Origin of the sequence: Stenotrophomonas sp. TWI169 (assembly GCF_039674705.1) — a bacterium.
Lineage (GTDB): Bacteria > Pseudomonadota > Gammaproteobacteria > Xanthomonadales > Xanthomonadaceae > Stenotrophomonas > Stenotrophomonas maltophilia_P.
The window spans coordinates 96964-123091 of sequence record NZ_JBDJOB010000010.1 but is presented as its reverse complement, the minus strand read 5'-3'; the positions used below and the strand labels follow the sequence as shown (position 1 = coordinate 123091).

The window sequence follows — 26128 nt, the reverse complement described above, 5'->3', positions numbered from 1 at the left end:
TCCGGACTCAGGGCTTGTTGGCGATCAGCGAGATCACTTCGAAGTGCGGCGGCCGCTTCTCGCGGGTGACCGTCTCCAGGCTGGAAACCTGCAGGCCGGCCTTGTCGACGAACTTCTTCAGTTCCTTGTCGCTGAAGCCCAGGTTGACGTGACCATAGGCTTCCACCGCTGCCTTGTGTTCGTGGCGCGCCAGGCTGCACAGCAGCAGGCGGCCGCCCGGGCGCAGCACGCGCGCGGCTTCGGTGACGGCCTGCGCCGGCTTGCTGGCGTAGGTCAGTGCGTGCATCAGCACCACCAGGTCGAAGCTGCGGTCCTTGAAGGGCAGGGCATGCATGTCACCCTCGCGCACTTCCACATTGGGCAGGCGGCGCAGGCGTTCACTGGCAGCGGCCACCACGCGCGCGCTGGTGTCGATGCAGATGTAGCGCTTGGCATGCGGTGCCACCAGTTCGGCCAGCACGCCGTCGCCGGACGCGATATCGAGCACGTCGCCGGTTTCCAGCAGGGGCAGGGCGGTACGCGCCAGCGCCTCCCAGGTGCGGCCCGGAGAATAGTGACGTTCCATGTCGCCGGCCACGCTGTCGGCCCAGTTCTGGTCCGCGGCGCGGCTGGCCAGCACGGCGGCGACCCGTTCAGCGTCCTGGCGCAGCAGTGGATCGTCGCTTCCGTTGCTCAAGGCATGCCACAATGCGCGCTGCGCCGGATCCAGCTGCGCTTCGTCGAAGCGGTAGTAGGCCGACACGCCGGCGCGGCGGTCGCGGACCAGGCCCGCTTCCTTCAGGCGCGCCAGGTGAGTGGACACGCGCGGCTGGGCCAGCCGGGTGATCGCCGAAAGCTCGGCCACGGTCAGCTCTTCCTGCTCCAGCAGCGCCAGCAGGCGCACCCGCGTCGCATCGGCGAACACCTTCAGGCGGGTTGACCAGTCTTCCAGATCCATGAATATCTACCTATCGCGATATAGAGATATATTCGCTGGATCGGCCGCCGTGGTCAAGTCGGTGGCGTATGGAAACTCCCCGGGCCCCGGTACAATCGGCGCACCTGGGCGCGCGCTGCGCGCCCATAACCTCATGTACCCGGGAGGGTGTTGTGGATTTCAGCTTTACTGAAGAGCAGTTGATGCTGCAGGACGTGGCGCGGCGCATCGCGCAGGAGAAGATCGCCCCGAGCGCGGAGCACCATGACCGTACCGGCGAGTTCCCGCTGGAGAACATCCGCCTGCTGGGCGAGAACGGCCTGATGGGCATCGAGGTACCGACCGAATACGGCGGTGCCGGCATGGACCCGATCGCGTATGTGCTGGCGATGGTGGAGGTCGCCGCCGGCGACGCGGCCCACTCGACCATCATGTCGGTCAACAATTCGCTGTTCTGCAACGGCATCCTGACCCACGGCAGCGAGGAGCAGAAGCAGAAGTACGTGCGCGCCATCGCGGAGGGCGAGGCCATCGGTGCATTCGCCCTGACCGAGCCGCAGTCCGGTTCGGATGCGACCGCCATGCGTTGCCGCGCGGTCAAGCAGGCCGACGGCACCTACGTCATCAACGGCAAGAAGAGCTGGATCACCTCCGGCCCGGTGGCCCGGTACATCGTGTTGTTCGCGATGAGCGAGCCGGACAAGGGCGCGCGTGGCATCACGGCTTTCCTGGTCGACACCGAAAAGGCCGGCTTCGGCCGTGGCAAGACCGAGCCGAAGCTGGGCATCCGTGCCTCGGCGACCTGCGAGATCGAATTCAACGATTACGTCGCCCAGCCGGAAGACGTGCTGGGCCAGGAGGGCGAGGGCTTCAAGATCGCCATGGGCGTGCTCGATGCCGGGCGCATCGGCATCGCATCGCAGGCCATCGGCATCGCCCGTGCCGCTTATGAAGCGACGCTGGAGTATGTGAAGGAGCGCAAGGCGTTTGGCGCGCCGATCGGTACTTTCCAGATGACCCAGGCCAAGATCGCCGACATGAAGTGCAAGCTGGACGCAGCCCTGCTGCTGACGCTGCGCGCGGCATGGGTGAAGGGCCAGGGCAAGCGTTTCAGCAATGAAGCGGCCATCGCCAAGCTGACGGCGTCGGAAGCGGCGATGTGGATCACCCACCAGGCCGTGCAGATCCATGGTGGCATGGGCTACTCCAAGGAAATGCCGCTGGAGCGCTACTTCCGCGATGCCAAGATCACCGAGATCTACGAGGGCACCTCGGAGATCCAGCGCCTGGTGATCGCCCGCAACGAGACCGGGCTGCGCTGAGTCGAAACGGCTGCGCCGCTGCAACAGCGGCGCAGCCGGTAGATCCATGCCCTGCATGCACGGGCCTGTTGGTCGGGCGATGCCGATCTGTTCCAATGCAGGGCCTTTTTTACAGGTTCTGCAGAGATGATCTATCGAGGTTGGGGAATCCTGACACTGGTGACGCCGATCGCAGCGATCCTGCTGCTGGCTTACCTCTTCCCGCACGATGGCCCCCGGGGCAACATCCCGCTGCCCCAGGTGCTGCTGGGGGCAGGCATTGGTGCAACCGTGAACGTGCTGCTGGGCTTGTGGCTCAACCGTACTCCCCGGCAGAAAGGGGAAACTGCGCCCCACCACTTCTTCTTCGTACCCATGCAATGGGCCGCGCTGGTTCTGCTGACGGTGTGCGTGGCGGTCGCGCTGCTGCGCTGATCTGCTCTGGCATCCCCCCGCGATAAACAAAAAAGGCCCCGGATCGCTCCGGGGCCTTTTCGTTGCAGCGCAGGGTGGATCAGCGATCCGGACGATGCGCTGCTTCGCCCTCACGCTGGCGGCTGAGGAATTCCTTCGACGGCTCGTCCAGCTTGTCGCCGAGCATGCGCCGCACGACCACGAAGAAGACCGGGATCATCAGCAGGCCGAGCAGGGTGGCGAACAGCATGCCGCCGATCACGCCGGTACCGATGGCGTGACGGGAGTTGGCGCCGGCGCCGCTGGAGATCGCCATCGGGATCACGCCCATGATGAACGCGAAGGACGTCATCAGGATCGGGCGGAAGCGCAGGCGTGCCGCCTCGATGGTGGCATCGCGCAGGTTCTTGCCCGCCGCACGCTGCTCCACCGCGAACTCTACGATCAGGATCGCGTTCTTCGCCGCCAGGCCGATAACGGTAATCAGGCCGATCTTGAAGAACAGGTCGTTCGGCAGGCCACGCATCATCGACAGGCCGATGGCACCGAGCACGCCCAGTGGCACCACCAGCAGCACCGCCACCGGGATCGACCAGCTTTCATACAGCGCCGCCAGGCACAGGAACACCACCACGATGGACAGCACCAGCAGCAGCGTCGCTGCGTTGCCGGCCAGGATTTCCTGGTAGGACATGCCCGACCAGTCGTAGCCGAAGCCGGCCGGCAGGTCGTTGTTGACGATGCTCTCCATGGTCTGCATCGCCTCACCCGAGCTGGTGCCCGGCGCCTGCGAGCCGACGATGTTGATCGCCGAATAGCCGTTGTAGCGGCTCAGTGACGGCGATGCGGACACCCATTCGGACTTGACCACGGTGCTCAGCGGGATCATCGCGTTGGTGCCGTCGGCGTTGGTGGTCAGGCTGGAGGGGCTGTAGAAGCTCTTCAGCGACTCCTGGCCGGTGCGGTACGGGCCATCGGCCTGCATGGTCACGCGCTTGATGCGGCCTTCGTAGAAGAAGTCGTTGACGTACACCGGCGCCAGCATCAGCTGGATGGTGCTGTACACGTCCGACACCGACATGCCCATCGACTGCGCCTGCACGCGATCCACGTGCAGCTGCAGCTGCGGAGCGTTCTCCAGGCCGTTCGGACGCACGCCAACCAGTGCTTCAGGCTTCTGCGCCGCCTGGCCAAGCAGGATGTTGCGGGCCTGCGTCAGCTGCTCGTAGCCGGCACCACTGCGGTCCTGCAGCCACATGTCGAAGCCACCGAACTGGCCCAGGCCCTGCACTGTCGGCAGGTTGACCACGAAGATCTGCGCTTCCTTGATGCCGTAGAACGCGCCGTTCATGTTCTGGATGAACTCCGGCGCGGTGAACTCGCGTTCTTCCCACGGCTTCAGGCGGATGAAGCCCATGCCCACGTTCTCGCCGGAACCGACGAAGCTGAAGCCGGCCACCTGCAGCATGCCTTCAAAGCCATCCTGCTTTTCCAGAATGCCGCGCATCTGCGCGAACACCTCGTTGGTCTGGCCCTTGGTCGAGCCCGGGGGCAGCTGCACGATCGCCAGCGCATAGCCCTGGTCTTCTTCCGGCAGGAAGCTGCCCGGCATGCGCGTGAACAGGAAGCCGCACAGCGCGGTCAGTACCACGAACAGGATCATCCAGCGCGGGGCATGGCGCACCGCCGAGGTGATGTGGCCTACGTAGGTGTGGCTGATCTTGTCGTAGTACTTGTTGAAGGTGCGGTAGACGATGTTCGGGTTGTCGTTGTGCGTCGGCTTCAGGAAGGTCGCGCACAGCGCCGGGGTGAAGCCCAGCGCCAGGAAGGCCGAGAACGCCATCGAGATGGCGATGGTCAGCGCGAACTGCTTGTAGATTTCGCCGGCGGCACCGCCCTGCAGTGCGGACGGGATGAACACCGCTGCCAGCACGACGGTGATCGCCACCACCGCGCCGGTGATCTGGGTCATCGCCTTCTGCGTGGCCGGCTTCGGCGCCAGGCCTTCCTCGCTCATGATGCGTTCGACGTTCTCGATCACCACGATGGCGTCGTCGACCACGATGCCGATCGCCAGCACCATCGCGAACAGGGTCAGCTGGTTGATCGTGAATCCGATCATCCACATGCCCAGGAAGGTACCCAGCAGAGCGACCGGGATGACCAGGGTCGGGATCAGGGTGGCGCGGAAGTTCTGCAGGAAGATCAGCATCACCAGGAACACCAGCAGCACCGCTTCGAACAGCGTCTTGACCACTTCCTGGATCGAGATCTTGACGAAGGTCGTGCTGTCGTACGGCGAGAACCAAGTCACGCCGGCCGGGAAGCTGGGCTGCAGTTCGTCCATCTTGGCGCGCACCGCATCGGCCACGTTCAGGGCGTTGGCGCCCGGCAGCAGCTGGATGGCGAAGGCGCCGGTCGGCTTGCCGTTGTACTGGGTGTCGAAGCCGTAGTTGTTGGCGCCGAAGGCGACGCGGGCGATGTCCTTGAGCAGCACGCGCGAGCCATCGGCGTTGGCGCGCAGGATGATGTTCTCGAACTCCTGCGGCGAGCTGAAACGTCCTTCAGCCGACACGGTGGCGGTGAAGTGCTGGCCTTCCGGCGACGGGTCCGAGCCCAGTGCACCGGCGGCGAACTGCACGTTCTGCGCGCGCACTGCAGCCAGGACCTGGCTGGCCGAGAGACCATAACCCTGCATCTTCTCCGGGTTCAGCCAGATGTTCATGGCGTACTCGGAACCGAACTGCTGGGTGCTGCCGACGCCGGGAATGCGCGAGACCTGGTCGAGCACGCGCGAACCGACGATGTCGTTCAGCGCGTCACGGTTGATCGCCGCCGTATCCGACTGCAGGGCCACGACCATCAGGAAGCCGGCATTGGCCTTGGCCACCACCACGCCCTGCTGGGTCACCTCCGACGGCAGTCGTGGCGTCGCCAGCGACACCTTGTTCTGCACCTGCACCTGGGCGATGTCCGGATCGGTACCGGTCTCGAAGGTGAGGGTGATCTGCGCACGGCCATTGGACGAGGACGAAGAACTGAAGTACAGCAGGTGATCGATACCGGTCAGCTGCTGCTCGATCACCTGGGTGACCGATTTTTCGGTGGTGTCCGCGCTGGCGCCCGGATAGGTGGCCGAGACGGTCACCTGTGGCGGAGCGATGTTGGGATAGGACTCCACGCCCAGGTTGAGGATCGCGATCACGCCGCTGAGCGAGATCAGGATCGCTACCACCCAGGCGAAGACTGGATGTTCGATGAAAAATTTAGGCATGACGGAAGGTTCCCGTTACTGCTTGTTCGAGTCGGTGGCGGCCGGCGCGGCCTTGTCGGCTGCGTCGGTCTGGGCCGGAGCCTTGTCGGCGGCAGCGGCGGGTGCGGCCGGGCCGGCACCGCCGGCCGCGGGCTTGCCGGCGGCGTCCTGCCCCGGCGTCCAGGGCTTGGCGACGGCCGGGCTGCCTTCCTTGACCTTCTGCACGCCGGCCACGATCACCTTGTCGCCGGCGGCCAGGCCATCGCTGACCAGCCAGTTGCCGCCCTGTGCGCCTTCGGTCTTGACGTTCTTGCGCGCCACCTTGCCATCGGCACCGACCACCATCACGTAGCCGCCCGTGGTGTCGCGCAGCAGCGCCTGCTGCGGCACCAGGTAGGCATTGTTGCGCTCGCCGAGGTTGGCCTGGAAGCTGACGAAGGCTCCCGGCAGCAGGATCTGCTGCGGATTGGGCAGCAGCGCACGCAGCGACACCGCGCCGGTGGCCGGGTCGACCGTAGTCGAGGAGAAGTCGAGGGTTCCCGGCTCGCTGTAGGTGCTGCCATCGGCCAGCTTCACGTTGACGGTGGCCTTGCCGTCGCCGGCCAGGGCCAGGGCGCCCTTGGCCTGCTGCGCGCGCAGCTGGGTCAGCTCGTCCACGCTGAGCGAGAAGTTGACGTACAGCGGATCGAGCTGGTCAACGGTGGTCAGCAGGGTCACGTCGCCCTGGCCAACCAGTGCGCCCTCGGTCACCTGCTGCTTGTTGGCCACGCCGCTGATCGGCGCGGTCACTTCGGCGTAGCCCAGGTTGATCCGCGAGGAGGTCACCGCCGCTTCGGCCTGCTTGACCGCGGCCAACGCAGTGCGCTCGGCCGATTCGGCGTTGTCCAGGTCGGACTTGGAGACGAACTGCTGCGGTGCCAGCGAGCGGGCACGATCGGCCGCCACCTTGGCGTTGGCGTAGGTGGCGCGCGCCGAGGCCAGCTGGGCCTCGGACGCGTTCAGCGAGGCGCGCAGCGGTGCCGGGTCGATCAGGAACAGGGTCTGCCCCTGCTTGACCTGGGAGCCTTCCTGGTAGACGCGCTTGAGCAGCACGCCCGGCACGCGTGCGCGGACATCGGCACTGCGGAACGGCGACAGGCGGCCGACCAGCTCGCGCTGCAGCGGCAGGGTCTGCGGCTTCGCATCGATCACGCCCACCTCCGGCGGCGGGGGTGTCTGCTGTTCCGGTTTCTTGCAGGCAGCCAGCGCGACAGCAACGGCGCACGTCAAGGCAAGGGTGCGGAGTGGGGCGGTCATCAGGAGGAACTCCGGGGTTGGTTTGTAGACGGGGCCGGCGACGGTTGCGGCGCAAACGCGCGCAGGAAGCTGTCGACGGAGAACTCTGCCCAGCGCCGACGCAGGAGCGCGTCATCACGATGGGGGGTATGGAAGCGCTGTTTGTCGAAATCCTGACCGGCGATCATGCTCAGCAGCAGTTCGGCCATGAAGTGCGGGTCGTCATGCCGGAGCAGGCCACGCCTGCAAACGGTTTCAATCCATTCAGAAAGATGAAGTGTCAGCGCGCCAGCACCATGCCGGTACAGCGCCCGGGCCTCTTCGGGGAACTGGGCGGCATCTGCAGCGATCAGCCGGCAGGCCTGGCCGACATGCGGTTGGTTGAAATGCTCCAGGAAGTCGATGGCGAACTGCAACAGGCTGGCACGCAGGTCGTCACTGCGGAGTGCACGCAGCATTGCCCCCGTCGCGTGTCCCACATGCCGCTGCATCACCCGCCGCAGCAGTTCCTGCTTGCTGCCATAGCGCGAGTACAGGGTCTGCTTGGAGCAGCCGGCCTGCTGGGCCACCGCATCCATGCTCATCTGCATGCCCTGCCGGGCCAGCAGTTCGCGCACGGCATCGAACACGCGCTCATCGCGCGCATCGAGGGCAACGGGGAAGTAGGCCGGGTTCACGCGGTGGACTATACCGTCCAGTTCAGGATTGTGGAATCGAAACGACGTTCCCGCGTGTGTCTTCCGGTAACACGCTTTGCCGATCCTGTCGGCAAGGCGGCCGCCCCCCGCCCGCTCCGTACCTGGGCGAACTGAATAGGCGTCTAAACCGCAGCAAACCCGAATCTGCTTATTCCGTCCTGCAGCAAGGCCTTTTCGCGCGGGAGGGCTACAATTTCATTTTCCCAACTGAGCAAGCGCATCGCTCTGCCATGAAACCGCAAAAAACCGCAGCCAAGACCGTGAAAAACAAGACCAAACCAGCTGAGTCGGAGGTCGCAGTGACCGCTGGTTTCTCCCTGGAGCCGGTATACACGGCCTTGCGCAAGCGTTACCCGGCGGCCGCCCAGGCCGAAGCAGTGGCGTTTGCCGCTGACTTCTACAAGCGCATGGAGGCGGACGAGTTCCCGCACCACAGCGCTGAAGAGTGGGCCGCGCTCGCGGCCGAGACGCTGGAGTTCGCCCGTGCCCGCAAGGCCGGCAAGGCCAACGTGCGCGTGTTCAATCCGACGGTGAAGGCGAACGGTTGGGAATCGCCGCACACCGTGCTGCAGATCATCAACGACGACATGCCGTTCCTGGTCGACACCGTGACCATGTCACTGGCCGAACAGGGCGTGGGCGTGCACGTGCTCGGCCACCCGGTGCTGCGCTTCACCCGCGACAAGGCCGGCAAGCTGGTCAAGGTCGGCGAGGGCGAGGCCGAATCGGTGATGCTGCTGGAGATCGACCGCCAGCCGGCCGATGCCATGGCCGCCATCGAGCAGGCCATCGGCAAGGCGCTGGACGAAGTGCGGGCGATCGTGCGCGATTGGCAGCCGATGAAGGACAAGGCACTGGCACTGGCCGACGATCTGGGCAGCCGTGCGCTGCCGGTCGACGATGCCTCGCGCAGGGAAGCGCAGGAGTTCCTGCGCTGGGCCGCCGACAACCACTTCACCTTCTTCGGCTACCGCGAGTACCGCGTCGAGAAGCAGGGCAAGGAAGACGTGCTGGCGCCGCTGAACGAGACCGGCCTGGGCCTGATGCGCGGCAAGGACAAGTCCGCCGCACGCCCGGTCAAGACGCTCGCCGCCCAGGGCCTCAACGCCACGTCGGGGCTGAAGGACGCGCTGATCCTGACCAAGACCAATGCGCGCTCCCGCGTGCACCGCGCCGGCTACATGGACTACATCGGCGTGCTGGAATTCGACGCCAAGGGCAGGATCATCGGCGAGCAGCGCTTCCTCGGCCTGTTCACTTCCAGTGCCTACAACCGCCGCCCGTGGGAAATCCCGCTGGTGCGCCAGCGCCACGAATACGTGATGAAGCAGTCCGGCCTGGCCGCGTCCAGCCACAGCGGCAAGGCCCTGCGCCACATCCTGGAAACCCTGCCGCGCGAAGAACTGTTCCAGTCCAGCGAGGACGAGCTGTTCCGCACCGCGATGGGCGTGCTGGGCCTGCAGGAGCGCGTGCGCAGCCGCCTGTTCCTGCGCCGTGACAAGTACAGCCGCTTCATCTCCGCGCTGGTCTACCTGCCGCGCGAGCGCTTCAACACCGACGTGCGCCTGCGCATCGAGGCGATGCTGAAGGAAGCGCTGCATGGCGAGTACGTCGACAGCTCGGTGGTGCTGGGTGAATCGCCGCTGGCGCAGGTGCATCTGATCGTGCGCCCGAAGCCCGGCGAGATGCTTGACGTGGATACCGCCGAACTGGAGCGCAAGCTCGCCCAGGTGCTGCGCAACTGGCAGGACGACCTGCGCGAAGCGCTGGTGGCCCGTCATGGCGAAAGCGAAGGCCTGCGCATCGCGGCCCGCATCGGCAAGGCACTGCCGGCCGGCTACATCGAAGACAACAGCACTGCAGTTGCCGCCAACGACGTCAGCCAGCTCGACGCGCTGACCGGTCCGGACGATCTGCGCCTGAGCCTGCAGGCGGTGCCGCGCGAAAGCGGCGATGGCCTGCGCCTGAAGCTGTACCGCCAGCTGGACGACATTCCGCTGTCCGACGCGCTGCCGATGATGGAGAACATGGGCCTGCGCGTGATCGCCGAGCGTCCGTACCGTCTGTCGGTCGACAACGCCCCGGTATACGTGCAGGACTTCGAGGTCGAATCGACGGCCGGCGCGATCGATGCCGCCAGCGTCGACGAAGCATTCGGCGAGACCTTCGCCCGCGTGTGGCACGGTGATGCCGAGAACGATGGCTTCAACCGCCTGGTGCTGGCCGCCGGCCTGCACTGGCGCCAGGTCGCCATGCTGCGCGGCTACTGCAAGTATCTGCTGCAGACCGGCGTGCCGTTCTCGCAGGCGTACGTGGAAGGCACGTTCGCCCGCTATCCGCTGCTGGCGCGCCTGCTGGTCGAACTGTTCGAAGCGCGCTTCGATCCGGCCACCGGCCACGAGAGCAAGGACGACATCGCAGCCGGCCAGGCCCAGCTGAAGGCCCACTTCGATGTGCTGGCCGCCGGCGACGAGGCCACCCTGAAGGTGCTCAAGACCGTGGTCGATGCCCGCAAGGGTGACCGCGACGCGCAGATGCAGGCCGCGCGCGATGCGCTGCTGAGGCTGATGGACCGCGTGTCGAGCCTGGACGAAGACCGCATCCTGCGTTCGTTCATGGGCGTGATCGATGCCACCCTGCGTACCAGCTACTACCAGACCGACGCCAATGGCCAGCACGGCCATGTGATCAGCTTCAAGTTCGACTCGGCGCTGGTGCCGGACCTGCCGAAGCCGCGTCCGTACCGCGAGATCTTCGTCTACGGTCCGCGCGTGGAAGGTACCCACCTGCGCTTCGGCGCGGTGGCCCGTGGCGGCCTGCGCTGGTCGGACCGTCGCGAAGACTTCCGTACCGAAGTGCTGGGTCTGGTCAAGGCGCAGATGGTCAAGAACACCGTCATCGTGCCGGTCGGTGCGAAGGGCGGCTTCTTCGCCAAGACCCCGCCGGTGAACGGCGACCGCGACGCGATCTTCGCCAACGGCGTGGCCTGCTACAAGCTGTTCATCCAGGGCCTGCTGGACATCACCGACAATATCGTCAACAACAAGATCGTGCCGCCGGTGGATGTCGTGCGGCACGACATGGACGATCCGTACCTGGTGGTGGCCGCCGACAAGGGCACGGCGACCTTCTCCGATATCGCCAACGGCCTGGCCATCGCGCACGGCTTCTGGATGGGCGATGCGTTCGCCTCCGGTGGTTCGGTGGGGTACGACCACAAGGGCATGGGCATCACCGCGCGCGGTGCATGGGAGTCGGTCAAGCGCCACTTCCGTGCGCTCGGCCGTGACAGCCAGAGCCAGGACTTCACCGCGGTCGGCGTCGGCGACATGTCCGGCGATGTGTTCGGCAACGGCATGCTGCTGTCGCGCCACATCCGTCTCGTCGCGGCATTCGACCACCGCCATATCTTCCTTGACCCGAATCCGGACGCGGCGACCTCGTTCGTCGAGCGCGAGCGCATGTTCACCGTGCCGCGTTCGAGCTGGGCAGACTACGACGCCAAGCTGATCAGCAAGGGCGGCGGCGTGTACCCGCGCAGCCTGAAGTCGATCGAGATCACCCCCCAGGTGCGTGAAGCGCTGGGCCTGGACGAGAACGTCAAGGCGCTGTCGCCGAACGACCTGATGAGCGCGATCCTGAAGGCACCGGTGGACCTGCTGTGGAACGGCGGCATCGGCACCTACGTGAAGGCCGCCAGCGAGCAGCACAGCGATGTCGGCGACCGTGCCAACAACGCACTGCGCGTGAACGGTGGCGAGCTGCGCTGCAAGGTGGTGGGCGAGGGCGGCAACCTCGGCATGACCCAGCTGGGCCGTATCGAGGCCGCGCAGGCCGGCGTGCTGCTCAACACGGACTTCATCGACAACTCGGCCGGCGTGGATACGTCGGACCATGAAGTCAACATCAAGATCCTGCTCAATGATGTGGTGCGGGCGAAGAAGCTGACGGTCGACCAGCGCAACAAGCTGCTGGCCTCGATGACCGATGAAGTCGCCGACCTGGTGCTCAACGACAACTATCGCCAGAACCAGGCGCTGAGCCTCATGGAGCGGATGGCGGTCAAGCGCCTGGGTTCCAAGCAGCACTTCATCCGCACCCTGGAACAGCAGGGGCTGCTGGATCGGCAGATCGAGTTCCTGCCGTCCGATGCCGAGCTGTCCCAGCGAAAGGCGCGCGGCCAGGGCCTGACCCGTCCGGAGCTGTCGGTGCTGCTGTCCTACTCCAAGCTGGTGGCGTTCAACCAGCTGCTGGAGTCGGATATTCCGGAAGATCCGTACCTCTCCAAGGAGCTGCTGCGCTACTTCCCCACGCCGCTGCAGAAGAAGTACGCCGATGCGATGGAGCGTCACCGCCTGAAGCGCGAGATCATCGCCACGGCGGTGACCAACCAGACCATCAACCGCATGGGCGCAACGTTCCTGATGCGCATGCAGGAAGACACCGGCCGCTCCATCGCCGAGGTCGCCAAGGCTTACACCATCAGCCGCGAGACGCTGGATGCGCGCGCGCTGTGGGCGCAGATCGACGCCCTCGACGGCAAGGTGCCGGAGTCGGTGCAGATCGACGCGCTGGAGGTGATCTGGAAGCTGCAGCGTTCGTTCGTGCGCTGGCTGCTGTCGCGTCCGGGTGCGATGCCGGGCATCACTGAAGCGGTGAACCGCTATCAGGGCCCGTTCAACGACATCCGTGTCGCGTCGGGTGTGCTGCCGGACTCGCAGCGTCCGACCTACGAGGCGCTGGTGGCCGAGTGGAAGGAGAAGGGCCTGCCGTCCGCGCTGGCACAGCAGCTGTCCGAGCTGCACTTCCTGGAACCGGCGTTCGACATCATCGAACTGGCCCGTACCCGCAAGCTGAAGCCGGTGGACGTGTCCAAGGTGCACTTCCGCCTGGGCGATGCCCTGCAGTTGCCGTGGCTGTTCGAGCAGGTCGATGCACTGGAAGTCAACGGCCGTTGGCATGCGGTGGCACGCGGCGTGCTGCGCGACGAGCTGGCCGCCAACCATCGCAACCTGGCCGGTCAGGTGCTCGCCACCAAGGGCGGCAGTGCCGAGGCCAAGGTGGCTGCATGGATGGGCCGCGATGACAACAGCCTGCGCTTCACCCTGGCAATGCTGGCGGAACTGGCCGAGCAGAAGACCCTGGACTACCCGACCGTCTCGGTCGCGGTCCAGCGCCTGGGCCAGCTGGCCGCACACGGTGCGTGACTGATGTAGTGCCGGGCCACGCCCGGCCTGCGTGAAACGGAGCGGCCCCGCGAAAGCGGGGCCGTTCTGTTTCTGGCCACTGAGGATTCGCCAGGCATGGCCCGGCGCTACCGGAACGCGGAACTTCGCCGGGCATGGTGCGGCGCTACCGGGAGCGCGGAGCCGGGTAGCGCCCGGCCCGGCCCCGCGAGCGGAGCGGCGCTCGGGTATGCTCGCCCTCACGCCTGCCCCCCGGATCCACCGATGAGCGACACCCCCCGCATCGCTTTCCTGGCAAGCACCACCGAAGCTGCGCAGATGGCCCGCGCGGCCATGGTCGCGCGCTTTGGCGACCATGCCCCCGAGCAGGCCGACGTGCTCTGCCCGCTGGGCGGTGATGGCTTCATGCTGCAGACGCTGCATCGTCACGGCCACCTGGGAAAACCGGTGTTCGGCATGAAGCTGGGCACCGTAGGTTTCCTGATGAACCAGTACCGGGGCGACGACGACGTCAATGCACGCATCGCCCGCGCGGAACCGGCCAACCTGCGTCCGCTGGAGATGGTGGCGCTGACCGAATCGGGCACCAGCACCGGTTCGCTGGCGTACAACGACGTGTCCCTGCTGCGGCAGACCCGCCAGGCTGCGCACATCGGCATCGACCTCAATGGGCAGGAGCGGGTGGCCGAACTGATCGGCGACGGCGTGCTGGTTGCCACGCCCGCAGGCAGCACCGCCTACAACTATTCGGCCCACGGACCCGTGCTGCCCTTGGGCTCGCACACCATCGCGCTGACGCCATTGGCACCGTATCGCCCGCGACGCTGGCGTGGTGCCATTCTCAAGGCGGATACGGAGGTGCGCTTCCGCGTGCTGGACCCCTACAAGCGACCGGTCAGCGTGACCGCCGATTCGCACGAGACGCGCGACGTGGTCGAGGTGACCATCCGCGAGTCGCGCGACCGCCGGGTGACATTGCTGTTCGACCCGGAACACAATCTGGAAGACCGGATCCTGAGCGAACAGTTCGTTTTTTGAGGACAATAGGTTGCCGGTCGCGTCGATCGCCAGAAGGACCCCCACCGATGGGTGACAACTCCCCCCGTTTGCTGACCGTCGCGGTGACCTCGCGCGCCCTGTTCGATCTCGAGGAAAGCCACGCGCTGTTCGAGACCGATGGCGTGGCGGCCTATGCGGAGTACCAGCGCCAGCACGAGGACGACATCCTCGGTCCCGGCGTGGCCTTCCCGGTGGTGCGCAAACTGTTGGCGCTGAACCAGGGCGCCAGCCCGGAGAACCCGCGCGTCGAGGTGATCCTGCTGTCGCGCAATTCTGCCGATACCGGCCTGCGCATCTTCAATTCGATCCAGCACTACGGCCTGGGCATCATCCGTGCCACCTTCACCGCCGGTGAGCCGACCTGGCCCTACGTGAAACCGTTCGGCACCGATCTGTTCCTGTCGGCCAATCCGGAGTCGGTCCGCAGTGCGCTGCGCCACGGAATCGCCGCTGCGACGATCCTGCCCAAGCCACCCGGCGAGACCGCTGCGGCCGCCGCGGACCAGATCGACACCGGCCGACCGTCCGGCCAGCTGCGCATTGCCTTTGACGGTGATGCGGTGATCTTCGGTGATGAAAGCGAGCGCATCTCGCGTGAACAGGGGGTCGAGGCATTCGGCCGCCACGAGCGCGAACGTGCGCGCGAACCGCTCAGCGGTGGCCCGTTCCGCGGCTTCCTGTCCGCGCTGCACACGCTGCAGGAGGTGTTCCCGGCCGGTGACAGTGCGCCGATCCGCACGGCGCTGGTCACCGCCCGCTCTGCGCCCGCGCACGAGCGGGTGATCCGCACGCTGCGCGAATGGGGCGTGCGCCTGGACGAGGCGCTGTTCCTGGGCGGCCGCCACAAGGGGCCGTTCCTGCAGGCCTTCGGTGCCGACATCTTCTTCGATGATTCGCAGCACAACATCGACAGTGCCCGCGAACACGTTGCCGCGGGCCATGTGCCGCACGGTGTCGCCAACGAGGGATGACGCGGTAGCGCCGGGCCACGCCCGGCGTTCTGCATCATGGGGTGCCGGCCATTCCCAACTGCACGTCAACCACTTTCCAGCGCAGCCCCTGCGGTTCCAGCACGACCTTCAACGGTGGTTGGCCCGGGCCGCGATCAACGTCGACGACGAAGCGGTCGAACGCTTCGAAACGGTGGCGGGCGTTCTTCAAAGGCCGTGCCGGTTCGGTCGCCGCGAAGGCATCTCCGCCCTGCAGCTCGTTGCGCCCACGCTTCCACAGCACATGGCCCTGCAGCATCGCACCGATGCCGGTCGGGGTCATCAGGGTGTCCACCGCCGCGCCCCCAAGCTGGTCGCCCAGGCCGTAGAGCAGGGCGCCGAACGGACTGCTGGCCACATCGGGGCCGGCCTGGCGCACGAGGTAATCATTGAGTTGCGCACGCAGGCTGACGCGCACGCGCGGAAAGTCGACGTAGCGTTCCAGTGCGGCGGTATCGCGCTGTTCGATGGCCTTGGACAGACCCTGTATGGTCAGGTAGGGGCCGCCGAACCACACGCCGGCCAGGGCAATCACCAACAGCGCCACGATCGCAGTGAGCTTCTTCATGCCGCCAGACTGCCGCAAGTGCGGCCGGCCGGGGTGAAGACTCAATGACTGGGCGAACCGCTGCCGTCGCCATAAGCGGCGACCAGGCGTTGCCGGTCGGCGGGGCGCAGTGCTTCGGGTCGCGTGGCCAGCACCTCCTCCAGACTGCCGACGCGGGTAGTGCCCAGGATGCCGGCGGCCACGCCGGGGTGGCCCAGAACGTAGGCAAACGCAGTCTGGGCCGGACGCTGGCTGTCGATCGCCGCAATGGCCCGGCGCATCGCACGTGCGCTGCGCATCAGACGGCGGCTGCTGGGCTTGAGCCACGCGCGCGCCAGGTACCAGGCATCGGCCAATCTCGGCCGGCGAGGCTGGCTGGGCAGCAGGTGGCCCTGTGCGAGCACGGTGCCTGCCAGTACGCCGATTCCGGCCGCATGCAGCTGGTCGATCAGCGGCGCACGATCCTGCTGCAGCGCGTTGTAGTCCAGCAGGACCACGTCGAATGCCTGTGGATGCGCAAGCATCCAGTGCAGCGTCGAGGCTGAGTGGGTGTTGATGCCGGTGGCGCGGATCAGGCCACGTTCGCGCAGGCGCTGCAGCGCATCGAGCAGATCGTCGTTGATGTCGTGCGCGGTGGCGCCATGCAGCTGGTAGATGTCCAGGTAATCCAGGCCAAGGTTGCGCAGCGAGGCTTCGCAGCTGGCGGTGATGGCCGCAGGCGAGAAATCGCGCTGTTCTGCGCCACTGATGCCGGCCTGTCCGGTCAGTGTGCCGCCCTTGCTGGAGATGACCAGTGACTCACGCGGGTAGCGGGCCAGCAGCGGCCGCAGGATGCGGCCCAGGCGCGGTTCGGCATGGAAGCCGGAGTAGTTGTGGCCGGTGTCGAACAGGTTCACGCCCTGGGCCAGCGCGTGCTCGACGATCGCTCCGGCGGCATGCTCGGCAAAGCGGCGATGGCCCCAGAAGCCCGAGCAGCCCAGCCCGACCGGCGATACGGACAGGCCGGTGCGGCCGAGCGGGCGGCGTTGCCGGGCCAGTGGCATCAGAACTCCAGATCCAGTGCTGCGCACAGATAGTCGACGAAGGGGCCGAGCGCGGCCAGGTCCTTGCCGAGCGTGGACAGCAGGCGCGGCCCGGTCATCGTCTCATCGTCCAGCGAGCGCCACATCACCCAGTTGCGATGCTTGAGATCGTCGATGAACTCGAAATCGGCGGGGAAGCCACGCGGCGGCCTGACCAGCTTCTCGCTCTGCTCGAAATCGAAACGCCGGCGCAGGGCGGGTGCATGCGCTGCGGCCTTCCAGCTGCCGGGGTTGTCCAGGATGAAATGGCGCACGCGGCGCTGGGTGTCCGGTTCGGGGTGCCACAGGCCGGCACCGACGAAGCTCTCGCCCGGCTGCAGATGCACGTAGAACGACGGAGCGGCCACTTCGCGGCGGCGTTCATGGAACAGGCGTGCGCCCTGCCAGGTCTTGTACGGCGATTTGTCGTTTGAAAAGCGCGCATCGCGATGGATGCGGAACAGCGAACCACCGACGCCACGGGTATCGGCACGGAAATGCGCGCTGACCTCGGCCAGCGCGGGCTGCAGGTCGCCCAGCAGGCGCAGGAACGGCTGCCGTACATGGTCTTCGTACTGCTGGCGATGGTCGTTGAACCAGGCCTTTTCATTGTGCCGCGCAAGGCTGCGCAGGAACCTGAAACTGGCGTCGCTGAAATAGGTGCTCACAAGCTCTCCTGCAGATGCTGGCCCCAGTCGCGCAGCGATTGCAGCAGGGCCAGGCGGCGATCGTCGTCCGGCGCCTCGGCGGCCAGTGCATCGAGCTGCTGCTGGTACTGGGGCAGGTTGAGTTCGCCCAGGCGGCCGTCACCGAGCAGGCGCTGGCGGCGGTAGTCCTGCCAGCGCTGGCGCTCGGCCGGTGCCAGGGTGTCGGGATGGTTGCGGGCGCGATAGCGGAACAGCAGTTCGGGCAGGCGCGGATCGCGGAAGCGGCCTTCCAGCGCAGCCAGCTCTGCGGGCGGCGTGGTCCGCGCCAGGGCCAGCAGTGGCTTGTCGCCATTGCCGAGGAAGCCGTCGTACAGCGAAGCATCGACGTCGGCCACGACGGCGTCCCGTGGTTGGTTGTACACCTGCCGTGCCTTCTCGGCCAGTTGCGGCGCGAATGCACGCAGCCGCTCGACCTTGGCTTCGATGGCGGCGACATCCAGGCCCAGGCGGGCGTGATCGTCGGGCCGCAGGTGGTTCCAGGCGACCAGCGCCGGGACCTTGTTCAGATGTACTTCCTTCAGCGGCACCCGGGCGACGCCTTCGGGCAGTTCGCTGGCGCGCAGGTAGAGCCGCTCGGCGATCGTCTCGGCTGGCAGCTGCAGCAGGTCGTCGATGTCACCTTCCAGATCGAACACGATCACCCGGTTGTTGATCGTCGGGTGCATCGCCAGCGGCAGCACCGGCGCCGCGCACAGCCGGCTGGCCGGGTATCGCATGGAAATGTGCAGCACCGGCTTCAGCGCGCCCACGTCCAGCAGGCTGCCGACGAAACGCTTGTCGCGCAGTTTGAGCGCGTAGTCCCACAACCGCGGCTGCGACTGCTTGAACAGGCGTGCCATGCCGATCGTGGCGCGCACGTCCGACAGCGCCTCGTGCGCATCGCCATCGCGCACATTGTTGGCTTCGGCCAGGTGCTCGAGCTTGAACGACGTGGCGCCGTCCTCGCGCAGTGGCCAGTGGATGCCTTCGGGACGCAGGGCGCGCATCAGCCGCAGCATGTCCAGCAGGTCCCAGCGCGAGTTGCCGTTGCGCCACTCGCGCTCGTAGGGGTCATGGAAGTTGCGGAACAGACCGTAGCGGATGAATTCGTCGTCGAAGCGCAGGGTGTTGTAGCCCAGGGCACAGGTACCCGGGCGCGACAGCTGTTCGTTGATGCGGTCGAACGCTTCCGCTTCGCTGATGCCTTCAGCCAGTGCCCGCTGCGGCGTGATGCCGGTGACCAGGGTGGCCATCGGCGAGGGCAGCAGATCGTCGGCGGGGCGTACGAAGAAACTCACCGGCGTGTCGATCTCGTTCAGATCGGCATCGGTGCGGATCGCCGCGAACTGCGAGATGCGCGTTCGCCGTGGGTCCTGGCCGAAGGTTTCCAGGTCGTAGAACAGGAAGCTGTCAGCCATCAGTGTGCGCCCTCCAGAACCGGCAGCCGGGCATGGATCTGTGCCTCCAGAGCCGCCCAGTCGATGTTCTCCAGCGACGTATGGCCGATCGTGGCGGCCACCAGCATGTCGCGCTGGATGTCGGTCCGGCGCAGTGCCTCCGCGTAGGGCGTGTGCAGGAACGTGACCATGGTGTAGTGCGGTACGAAGCGGGTCGGCCAGCGACGCTGAAGCGCCTGCTCCAGCTCGCGCTGCAGCAGGAAGGCCGGGTCGGCGACGCGATCACGCATCTCCAGGTAGTTCTCCAGGGCCATCTGCTGGATCGCATGCGCGTTCGGCTTGCGTTCTTCCTCGAAGGCGGCGAACGCGCTCTGCAGGTCGTCGGCTTCCATCAGATGGCGGGCCAGTGCCACGCAGTCCTCGAACGCGCAGTTCATGCCCTGCCCGTGGAAGGGCACCATCGCATGCGCGGCATCACCGATCAGCACGGCCTGGCCCTGCTGGTGCCAGCGCTCCAGCGTCAGCGTGCCGAGCAGGCCGGGCGGATGCTGCTCCCAGTCCGTGCGCAGGTCGGGGATCAGCGGCAACGCATCGGCGAACTCGCGCGCGAACAGGGCTTCGGCCTGGGCGCCGGTATTGACGGTGGCGAAGCTGGGCTCGCCCTGGTTGGGCAGGAACAGGGTGACCGTGAACGTGCCTTCGTGATTGGGCAGGGCGATGCACATGAAGTGGCCCCGTGGCCAGATGTGCAATGCGTTGCGTTCGATGCGGAAGCCGCCATCACGGTCCGGTGGAATCTCCAGTTCCTTGTAGGAGTGATCGAGGAAGGCGATGTCCTCGCCCAGCGGCGCGCGCCGGTTCATCGCCGCGCGCAGCGCCGAGCCGGCGCCGTCAGCGCCGATCAGGCTGTCGAAGTGGATGTCGTGCGGGCTGTCGTCGCGATCGTCGATGAAGCGCGCATGGCCGGCATCGAAATCGACGGTATGCAGCCGGCGGTGGAAATGTACGGTGGCACCTGCCTGCTCGGCCAGTGTCAGCAGCGTGGTGTTCAGGTCCCTGCGATGGATCGACCAGATCACTTCGCTGTCGTCGCGGCCATAGCGCTGCAGCTGCGCGGCGCCTTCGCGCGGATGCACCATGCGTCCACGCATCATCACCGCGCGGGCCATCACCTCGTCCTCCACGCCGGCCTGCCGCAGCGCGTTGCGCCCGCGCTCGGCCAGCGCCAGGTTGATCGAGCGGCCGCTTTCGTAGTCGGCCACGCGTGGGTCGCCACGGCGTTCGTACAGGGTGATCCGCCAGCCCTGCCGCGACAGCAGGATGGCGAGCAGGGATCCGGCCAGGCCGGCACCAATGATGCTCAACGAGCGGGAGGCATGTGCGATCAACGAACTGTCCAGCAGGAGGGGAGGTGCCGGCTCAGAGGCCGGCCCAGGCTTCCACTTCCTCGACGAAATGGTGGACGTCCAGGTAGCGGTTGTAGAGCGGGGTGGGGGAGATGCGGATCACGTCCGGCTCGCGCCAGTCACCGAGCACGCCGACCGAGCGCAGGTGCTCGAACAGGGCGCGGCCACGCTCGCGGCCGGCGATCACCCGCAGCGAGAGCTGGCAGCCGCGCCGGTCCGGCTCGGCCGGGGTGACGATGTCGAGCACGTTGGCCAGGCGCGCGCGCACCAGGGCTTCGAGCATGCCGGTCAGTGCCAGCGACTTGCTGCGCAGGGCGTCCATGCCGGCCCGTTCGAACAGGTCCAGTGAAGCGCGCAGCGGCGCCAGGCCGAGGATCGGCGGATTGCTCAGCTGCCAGCCTTCGGCGCCGGTGGCGGGCGTGAACTGCGGGGACATCTGGAAGCGGGTGGCTTCGTCATGGCCCCACCAGCCGGCGAAGCGTGGCAGGGTGCTGTCACGGTGGTGACGCTCGTGCACGAACGCCCCGGCGACGGCCCCCGGGCCGCTGTTGAGGTACTTGTAATGGCACCACACGGCAAAGTCCGGCGCCACATCGTGCAGGCGCAGGGGCAGGTTGCCGACCGAATGCGCCAGGTCGAAGCCGATGCGCGCGCCCTGCAGGCGTGCGGCGCGGGTGATCGCATCGAGGTCGAAGGCCTGGCCGGTGCGGTACTGCACGCCTGGCCACAGCACCAGAGCCAGGCGAGGGCCATGCGTGGCGATCGCGCGTTCGATCGCGGTCATCGAGATCGTGCCGCTGGCTTCGTCCGGCTGCACCTCCACCAGGCAGTCGGCCGGGTCGAAGCCATGGAAACGGATCTGCGCTTCCACCGCGTGACGGTCCGTCGGGAAGGCGCCGGCTTCCATCAGGATCACCGGTCGTTCCCGGGTTGGCCGGTAGAAGCTGACCATCATCAGGTGCAGGTTCACACTCAGTGTGTTCATCGCCACCACTTCGCTGGGCAGCGCACCGACCACCCGCGCCAGCTGCGTGCTGACCAAGCGGTGGTAGGACAGCCATTGGGTGGGGCCGGTGAAGTGGCCTTCCACTGCCAGTTCAGCCCATTGCTTCATCACTTCCTGCACCGCCGCCTGTGCGCCGCGCGGCTGCAGTCCCAGCGAGTTGCCCACGAAGTAGGTCTGCTCGCCGCCGCCGTGGCGCGGAATCAGGAATTCACTGCGCAGCGGCCGCAACGGATCCGCGGCGTCGAGAGCGATGGCATGGGTGCGGTTCAGCAGGTCGGACATGGTCGGGCAACAGGCTGCAACGGGGCTGCCAGTGTAGCGCCTGGGGCCTGCGTGATGCCGCGCAGTACGCTCGCCGGGCATGGCCCGGCGCTACCCGGAGATCACGCGCATCGGCCATGCCGGGCCATGCCCGGCGGATGCATCGGCAATCGCCATGCCCGGCGATCGATCAGTCCGCCGCCGGTGCCGGCAACGGGTCGAGGTGGCCGCATTTGCCGCAGGTACGCAGTTCCAGGCTGGCGTGGTAACGCGCGAAGACTTTGGGCAGGTCGGTTTCGATGTTCTGCAGCGCGAAGAACTCCTCATGCAGTTTGTGGTTGCAGCGCTCGCAATGCCAGATCACACCGTCCATCTCGTGCGGCAGCCGCCTGCGCTCCACGACCAGCCCGACGCCGCCCGGTGGCCGGCGCGGCGAGTGCGGCACCTTCGCCGGCAGCAGGAAGATCTCGCCGGCACGGATCGGGATGTCGCGGACCGCGCCATCCTCCTGGACCTTCAGCACCATCTCGCCCTCGAGCTGGTAGAACCACTCGGGGCCTTCGTCGTAGTGATAATCGGTCCGCGAGTTCGGCCCGCCGACCACCATGACGATGAAGTCGCCGTTGTCGATCATCTTGTTGCCCACCGGCGGTTTCAGCAGGTGACGATGTTCTTCGATCCAGGCGTGCAGGTTGATCGGTGAGGCGAGCATGGTCGGGCTCCGTGGGGGATCAGTCGCGCTTGCCCTTGCGGGGGACATAGGAAAGCGCTTTCTCGTAAGCCGGCTGCAGATCGTCCGGCGAGCCGACATCGATGCCCATTTCGCGCACGCGGCCATCCTTCAAGCTGTAGACCCAGCCATGCACCATCAGCTTCTGGCCGCGTGCCCAGGCGTCCTGCACGATGGTCGAGCGGCACAGGTTGGCGACCTGCTCGATGACATTCAGCTCGCACAGGCGGGCATGACGCAGCTCGTCGGTCTCCAGCGCATCGATGATCGCCGCGTGCTTCTGCATCACGTCGCCGACGTGGCGCAGCCAGTTGTCCGCCAGGCCGACGCGGGTGTTGTGCAGGCAGGCATGCACGCCGCCGCAACCGTAGTGGCCCACGATGAGGATGTGCTTCACCTTCAGCTGGTCTACCGCGTACTGCACCACGCTCAGGCAGTTCAGGTCGGTGTGGGCGACCACGTTGGCGACGTTGCGATGCACGAACACTTCGCCCGGTGCCATGCCGATGATCTGGTTGGCCGGCACGCGCGAATCGGAGCAGCCGATCCACAGGTATTCCGGGTGCTGCTGCTTGGCCAGCTGATGGAAGAACTCGGGATCTTCCTTCTCGATGCGGTCGGCCCAGTCGCGGTTGTTCTGCAGCAGCTTGTGGATGTCTTTCATGTTCGGGTCCCTGACCTCGGTGGGGGCAAGTCGCGGCTGTCCGGCCGCGTCGTCGCGGGAGTCGGTGCGTTCAGCCGCCGCTGGCGGCCTCATCGCGGAACCAGCGCATCCACTGCGCCAGTTCGGTGGAAGGTGGGGCGTGCAGGCGATCCAGCGCGTCGATCACCGCCTGCTGGTTGGCATCGGGATGGTTCTGGCTGAGCTTCAGTTTCAGCTGTACCTGTTCGACGTGGAAGTGGAACCCGACGATGGCGCGCAGCTCCGGGCCGTGCTCGGGACGATCAGCCTCGAACCGCCACTGCTGGCCGACGCTGGCTTCAAAGCGGTCGCTGATGTCGCCGACCAGCTGGGCCAGCGCATCGGTGCCGTCGAACGGCTGCAGCTGTCCGCGCAGCTCGGCAGCGGCATAGTTCCAGGTCGGAACGCGTGCCGCCGGTTCCTTGTCCGGATACCAGCTGGCCGAGACGTAGCCATGCGGGCCGTCGACCAGCACCTTGGCGGTGCCTTGGCGACGCGACTGCGGGTTGGCCCGCGCCCAGTGGCCGCGAAGTTCGATGCGCTGGCCATCACGCCGGTACAGCACCGGCACGCGGGTCAGCTCGGGCAGGCCGTCGTCACCGGTGGTGAGCACGGTGACGAACGGATCGCGCGCCAGCAGGCGGTCCAGCCAGATCAGATCGGTCTCGGCGAAGGCGCGCGGAGTGAACATCGGCCTGGGCTCAGGCGCGCCCGCCCAGCGATTGCACCATGCGGCCACGCAGGCCCTCGTCGCTGTCGGCGTGCGGTGGCTGCACCTCATGCAGGCTGAAGCCGCGCACGAGCGCATCTTCTTCGTCCAGGCCGTCGAATTCGACGAAATCGGCGTCGAACAGCTGCGCGCGGGCAGTGTCCTCGCTGTCGTAGCTGAGGGTGTTGCCATCACTGTCGAGCACTTCGGCCGTGCCGGCCGGGCGCACGCGCAGGCGGGCCCAGATCAGGGTGTTGCCGAGGCTGGCCAGCCACCAGCTGTCGTGGGGGGCGGAGAGATCGTTCATGTATGCGTTACCAGAGCGAAGCCAGCCAGAGCAGGGCGGCCATGCCCAGTCCGGCCAGCAGGGTCAGCAGCGAAACCCAGGCCGGCGTGGCCAAGCCGGACAGCGAGCGATCCGGTTGCTGCCGGTAGTCGCGGCGCAGCAGCCAGGCCAGGGCATCGGGCTTGAGGAAGGCGCCGCTGCCGAAGCGCTGTGCCAGCGCCGGATGGCGGTCACGCACGTGCACCAGGGTCAGCGGCCAGAAGATCACGAAGGCACTGAACCCGGCCACTGCGACGCCGACAAAGCAGAGGGCGAAGAACAGGGTCATGGGGGCAGTACCTCCGTGGTCGGTGGTGGGGCTTAGAAGTCCGCGCTGCCGGGAGCGCGCGGGTAAGGAATCGCATCGCGGATGTTGGACAGGCCGCAGACGTACACCACCAGGCGCTCGAAGCCCAGGCCGAAGCCGGCGTGCGGCACCGAGCCGTAGCGACGGAAATCGCGGTACCAGCTGTAATGCTCACGGTCCAGGCCGAACTGGGCCATGCGCGCGTCCAGCACGTCCAGGCGCTCTTCGCGCTGGCTGCCACCGATGATCTCGCCGATGCCCGGCGCCAGCACGTCCATCGCGGCGACGGTCTTGCCGTCGTCGTTCAGGCGCATGTAGAACGCCTTGATGTGCTCGGGGTAGTTGGTCACCACCACCGGGCGGCCGACGTGTTCCTCGGTCAGCCAGCGCTCGTGTTCGGTCTGCAGGTCCAGGCCCCATTCGACCGGGAAGTCGAACTTCCGGCCAGACTTCTGCAGCAGGCTGACCGCATCGGTGTAGTCGATGCGCTCGAACGGCGCGTTGATGAAGTCTTCCAGCTTGGTGATCGCGTTCTTGTCCACGCGTTCGGCGATGAAGGCCAGATCATCGCTGCGCTCGTTCAGCACCGCGCGGAACAGGTACTTGAGGAACTCCTCGGCCAGGCGCGCATCTTCGGCCAGGTCGGCGAAGGCGATCTCCGGCTCGATCATCCAGAACTCCGCCAGATGGCGGGTGGTGTGGCTGTTCTCGGCGCGGAAGGTCGGGCCGAAGGTATACACCTTGCTCAGGGCCAGGCAGTAGGCCTCGACGTTCAGCTGGCCGGACACGGTCAGGAACGTCTCCTTGCCGAAGAAGTCGCGGCTGAAATCGATCGCGCCCTTCTCATCGCGCGGCAGGTTCACCATGTCCAGCGTGGACACACGGAACATCTGGCCGGCGCCTTCGGCGTCGGAGGTGGTGATGATCGGGGTGCTGATCCAGTTGAAGCCGTTCTCATGGAAGAAGCGGTGCACGGCCTGGGCCAGGCAGTTGCGGATGCGGGTGACCGCGCCGAACAGGTTGGTGCGCGGGCGCAGGTGCGCCACTTCACGCAGGAACTCCGGCGTCATCGGCTTGGGCTGGATCGGGTAGGTGAGCGGGTCTTCGACCCAGCCGACCACTTCGACCGCACTGGCCTGGATCTCGAACGACTGGCCCTTGCCCTGCGATTTCACCAGGATGCCGGTGGCCACCAGCGAGCAGCCGGTGGTGAGGCGCTTGATCTCGTCGAAGTTGACCAGGGTGTCGTTGGCTACGACCTGGATCGGGGCGAAGCAGGAGCCGTCGGTCACATTCACGAAGGCCAGATTCGCTGAACCGCGCACCGTGCGCACCCATCCGCGTACCGTGACTTCGCCGCCTTCCGGGATCTTCCCGGCAAGCGCATGTTCAACGCTGACCACCGTCATGACTTGAATCCTCTGCTGATCGACTCGATCTGTGAACACGGGAGTTTACCGGTTGCAGCGTTCTGCTTGCGAGGCATTTCTGCGGCCCAACCTCCCTATAATGTCCCTGTTCCTCTGGAGTAGTCCCATGGCTGTCAGCCTGACCCCCATTGCCTTCGAGCGCGTGCAGCGCTTCGTCGCCCAGACCCCGGGCGCGCTGGGCCTGCGCTTCGGCGTGACCAAGACCGGCTGCTCCGGCTGGGGCCACGTGACCGACCTGGCCCGTGACGAGCGCGAGGGCGATACGGTGTTCGACCAGGACGGCGTGAAGATCTACGTCGATGCACAGAGCCTGGCCCTGGTCGACGGCACCGTGATCGACTTCGGCAAGCACGGCCTGAGCGAGACCTTCACGTTCAGCAACCCGAACGCGACCGCCGAGTGCGGCTGCGGCGAGAGCTTCACCACGGACGCCGACAAGGCCTGAGGGCCGCTTCCCCGGGGGCCTGCCGGCCGGTCCTCGGGCAGGTCC

The 26128-nt window shown here is 66.6% G+C and carries 22 protein-coding genes; 6 read left to right on the top strand and 16 right to left on the bottom strand.

Translation table 11 applies throughout. The annotated features are described in order from the left end of the window. Positions 1-7: 7 nt before the first annotated feature. A complete protein-coding gene (locus ABE543_RS10145) occupies positions 8-937 on the bottom strand; it encodes a metalloregulator ArsR/SmtB family transcription factor (protein ID WP_053515410.1) in 930 nt (309 codons plus the stop codon). Positions 938-1089: 152 nt separating this feature from the next. Here ABE543_RS10145 and ABE543_RS10140 point away from each other — a divergent pair, with 152 nt between their 5' ends. Both ABE543_RS10140 and ABE543_RS10135 read left to right on the top strand, forming a co-directional pair. After that, complete coding sequence (locus ABE543_RS10140) at positions 1090-2238, top strand: acyl-CoA dehydrogenase family protein (protein ID WP_053515412.1); 1149 nt, start codon at positions 1090-1092, stop codon at positions 2236-2238. Between the two features lie 126 nt (positions 2239-2364). After that, complete coding sequence (locus ABE543_RS10135; RefSeq protein WP_346475651.1) at positions 2365-2652, top strand: hypothetical protein; 288 nt, start codon at positions 2365-2367, stop codon at positions 2650-2652. A gap of 79 nt (positions 2653-2731) precedes the next feature. Here the strand turns inward: ABE543_RS10135 and ABE543_RS10130 are convergent, their stop codons facing one another. The 3 genes from ABE543_RS10130 to ABE543_RS10120 are packed head-to-tail and all read right to left on the bottom strand — an operon-like array spanning position 2732 to position 7836. Next, positions 2732-5905, bottom strand: a complete 3174-nt coding sequence (locus ABE543_RS10130; protein ID WP_053515416.1) for a multidrug efflux RND transporter permease subunit — start codon at positions 5903-5905, stop codon at positions 2732-2734. Between the two features lie 15 nt (positions 5906-5920). Continuing rightward, positions 5921-7180, bottom strand: coding sequence for an efflux RND transporter periplasmic adaptor subunit (locus ABE543_RS10125; protein ID WP_053515418.1), 1260 nt, complete (start codon positions 7178-7180; stop codon positions 5921-5923). Next, the gene (locus tag ABE543_RS10120; RefSeq protein WP_053515419.1) at positions 7180-7836 is read right to left on the bottom strand and encodes a TetR/AcrR family transcriptional regulator; all 657 of its coding nucleotides are present in this window, start codon (positions 7834-7836) and stop codon (positions 7180-7182) included. The genes ABE543_RS10125 and ABE543_RS10120 overlap by 1 nt, the downstream gene beginning before the upstream one ends. A gap of 251 nt (positions 7837-8087) precedes the next feature. Between ABE543_RS10120 and ABE543_RS10115 the strand changes: the two genes are divergently transcribed. The 3 genes from ABE543_RS10115 to ABE543_RS10105 all read left to right on the top strand — a co-directional run bounded on the left by ABE543_RS10115 (position 8088) and on the right by ABE543_RS10105 (position 15073). Continuing rightward, positions 8088-13064, top strand: coding sequence for an NAD-glutamate dehydrogenase domain-containing protein (locus ABE543_RS10115; RefSeq protein ID WP_346475650.1), 4977 nt, complete (start codon positions 8088-8090; stop codon positions 13062-13064). A gap of 243 nt (positions 13065-13307) precedes the next feature. Continuing rightward, positions 13308-14081, top strand: a complete 774-nt coding sequence (locus ABE543_RS10110) for an NAD kinase (protein WP_053515423.1) — start codon at positions 13308-13310, stop codon at positions 14079-14081. A 47-nt stretch (positions 14082-14128) separates the two neighbouring features. Beyond that, complete coding sequence (locus ABE543_RS10105) at positions 14129-15073, top strand: 5'-nucleotidase (protein WP_053515425.1); 945 nt, start codon at positions 14129-14131, stop codon at positions 15071-15073. A gap of 34 nt (positions 15074-15107) precedes the next feature. Here ABE543_RS10105 and ABE543_RS10100 read toward each other — a convergent pair whose 3' ends face one another. From ABE543_RS10100 to asnS, 12 genes are all read right to left on the bottom strand, one after another. Beyond that, positions 15108-15659 (bottom strand): DUF2939 domain-containing protein, encoded by a 552-nt coding sequence (locus ABE543_RS10100; RefSeq protein WP_262218762.1) that lies wholly within the window; start codon positions 15657-15659, stop codon positions 15108-15110. 41 nt (positions 15660-15700) lie between these two features. Then, positions 15701-16681: an aldo/keto reductase gene (locus tag ABE543_RS10095; protein WP_346475649.1), complete on the bottom strand. Its 981-nt coding sequence runs from the start codon at positions 16679-16681 to the stop codon at positions 15701-15703. Next, on the bottom strand, positions 16681-17367 hold the full coding sequence (locus tag ABE543_RS10090; RefSeq protein WP_053515430.1) for a DUF2461 domain-containing protein: 687 nt from the start codon (positions 17365-17367) through the stop codon (positions 16681-16683). Before ABE543_RS10090 ends, ABE543_RS10095 begins: the two co-directional genes overlap by 1 nt. Further along, a complete protein-coding gene (gene sbcB, locus ABE543_RS10085) occupies positions 17364-18803 on the bottom strand; it encodes an exodeoxyribonuclease I (RefSeq protein WP_253120032.1) in 1440 nt (479 codons plus the stop codon). The genes ABE543_RS10090 and sbcB overlap by 4 nt, the downstream gene beginning before the upstream one ends. Then, positions 18803-20170 (bottom strand): NAD(P)/FAD-dependent oxidoreductase, encoded by a 1368-nt coding sequence (locus tag ABE543_RS10080; RefSeq protein ID WP_128987769.1) that lies wholly within the window; start codon positions 20168-20170, stop codon positions 18803-18805. The genes sbcB and ABE543_RS10080 overlap by 1 nt, the downstream gene beginning before the upstream one ends. 31 nt (positions 20171-20201) lie before the next feature. Beyond that, a complete protein-coding gene (kynU, locus tag ABE543_RS10075; RefSeq protein WP_053515435.1) occupies positions 20202-21476 on the bottom strand; it encodes a kynureninase in 1275 nt (424 codons plus the stop codon). 169 nt (positions 21477-21645) lie between these two features. Continuing rightward, the gene (locus ABE543_RS10070) at positions 21646-22167 is read right to left on the bottom strand and encodes a 3-hydroxyanthranilate 3,4-dioxygenase (protein WP_197571717.1); all 522 of its coding nucleotides are present in this window, start codon (positions 22165-22167) and stop codon (positions 21646-21648) included. Between the two features lie 19 nt (positions 22168-22186). After that, positions 22187-22849: a carbonate dehydratase gene (gene can, locus ABE543_RS10065; protein WP_065176047.1), complete on the bottom strand. Its 663-nt coding sequence runs from the start codon at positions 22847-22849 to the stop codon at positions 22187-22189. Between the two features lie 70 nt (positions 22850-22919). Then, positions 22920-23558: an FMN-binding negative transcriptional regulator gene (locus ABE543_RS10060; protein WP_180876887.1), complete on the bottom strand. Its 639-nt coding sequence runs from the start codon at positions 23556-23558 to the stop codon at positions 22920-22922. Positions 23559-23568: 10 nt separating this feature from the next. After that, positions 23569-23883 (bottom strand): hypothetical protein, encoded by a 315-nt coding sequence (locus ABE543_RS10055; protein ID WP_053515443.1) that lies wholly within the window; start codon positions 23881-23883, stop codon positions 23569-23571. A gap of 7 nt (positions 23884-23890) precedes the next feature. Continuing rightward, positions 23891-24190, bottom strand: a complete 300-nt coding sequence (locus tag ABE543_RS10050) for a hypothetical protein (protein ID WP_053515445.1) — start codon at positions 24188-24190, stop codon at positions 23891-23893. Positions 24191-24222: 32 nt separating this feature from the next. Beyond that, positions 24223-25617 (bottom strand): asparagine--tRNA ligase, encoded by a 1395-nt coding sequence (gene asnS / locus ABE543_RS10045; RefSeq protein WP_065182902.1) that lies wholly within the window; start codon positions 25615-25617, stop codon positions 24223-24225. A gap of 127 nt (positions 25618-25744) precedes the next feature. Between asnS and ABE543_RS10040 the strand changes: the two genes are divergently transcribed. Next, positions 25745-26083: an iron-sulfur cluster assembly accessory protein gene (locus ABE543_RS10040; protein WP_053515449.1), complete on the top strand. Its 339-nt coding sequence runs from the start codon at positions 25745-25747 to the stop codon at positions 26081-26083. The last annotated feature ends 45 nt before the right edge of the window (positions 26084-26128 follow it).

What these genes read in the sequence shown, in the direction of transcription:
- ABE543_RS10055 (WP_053515443.1), bottom strand. Translation starts at nt 23,883, where the DNA reads ATGAACGATCTCTCCGCCCCCCACGACAGCTGGTGGCTGGCCAGCCTC.
- can (WP_065176047.1), bottom strand. Translation starts at nt 22,849, where the DNA reads ATGAAAGACATCCACAAGCTGCTGCAGAACAACCGCGACTGGGCCGAC.
- ABE543_RS10110 (WP_053515423.1), top strand. Translation starts at nt 13,308, where the DNA reads ATGAGCGACACCCCCCGCATCGCTTTCCTGGCAAGCACCACCGAAGCT.
- ABE543_RS10145 (WP_053515410.1), bottom strand. Translation starts at nt 937, where the DNA reads ATGGATCTGGAAGACTGGTCAACCCGCCTGAAGGTGTTCGCCGATGCG.
- sbcB (WP_253120032.1), bottom strand. Translation starts at nt 18,803, where the DNA reads ATGGCTGACAGCTTCCTGTTCTACGACCTGGAAACCTTCGGCCAGGAC.
- asnS (WP_065182902.1), bottom strand. Translation starts at nt 25,617, where the DNA reads ATGACGGTGGTCAGCGTTGAACATGCGCTTGCCGGGAAGATCCCGGAA.
- ABE543_RS10135 (WP_346475651.1), top strand. Translation starts at nt 2,365, where the DNA reads ATGATCTATCGAGGTTGGGGAATCCTGACACTGGTGACGCCGATCGCA.
- ABE543_RS10060 (WP_180876887.1), bottom strand. Translation starts at nt 23,558, where the DNA reads ATGTTCACTCCGCGCGCCTTCGCCGAGACCGATCTGATCTGGCTGGAC.
- ABE543_RS10105 (WP_053515425.1), top strand. Translation starts at nt 14,129, where the DNA reads ATGGGTGACAACTCCCCCCGTTTGCTGACCGTCGCGGTGACCTCGCGC.
- ABE543_RS10040 (WP_053515449.1), top strand. Translation starts at nt 25,745, where the DNA reads ATGGCTGTCAGCCTGACCCCCATTGCCTTCGAGCGCGTGCAGCGCTTC.
- ABE543_RS10050 (WP_053515445.1), bottom strand. Translation starts at nt 24,190, where the DNA reads ATGACCCTGTTCTTCGCCCTCTGCTTTGTCGGCGTCGCAGTGGCCGGG.
- ABE543_RS10115 (WP_346475650.1), top strand. Translation starts at nt 8,088, where the DNA reads ATGAAACCGCAAAAAACCGCAGCCAAGACCGTGAAAAACAAGACCAAA.
- ABE543_RS10100 (WP_262218762.1), bottom strand. Translation starts at nt 15,659, where the DNA reads ATGAAGAAGCTCACTGCGATCGTGGCGCTGTTGGTGATTGCCCTGGCC.
- ABE543_RS10125 (WP_053515418.1), bottom strand. Translation starts at nt 7,180, where the DNA reads ATGACCGCCCCACTCCGCACCCTTGCCTTGACGTGCGCCGTTGCTGTC.
- ABE543_RS10095 (WP_346475649.1), bottom strand. Translation starts at nt 16,681, where the DNA reads ATGCCACTGGCCCGGCAACGCCGCCCGCTCGGCCGCACCGGCCTGTCC.
- kynU (WP_053515435.1), bottom strand. Translation starts at nt 21,476, where the DNA reads ATGTCCGACCTGCTGAACCGCACCCATGCCATCGCTCTCGACGCCGCG.
- ABE543_RS10070 (WP_197571717.1), bottom strand. Translation starts at nt 22,167, where the DNA reads ATGCTCGCCTCACCGATCAACCTGCACGCCTGGATCGAAGAACATCGT.
- ABE543_RS10130 (WP_053515416.1), bottom strand. Translation starts at nt 5,905, where the DNA reads ATGCCTAAATTTTTCATCGAACATCCAGTCTTCGCCTGGGTGGTAGCG.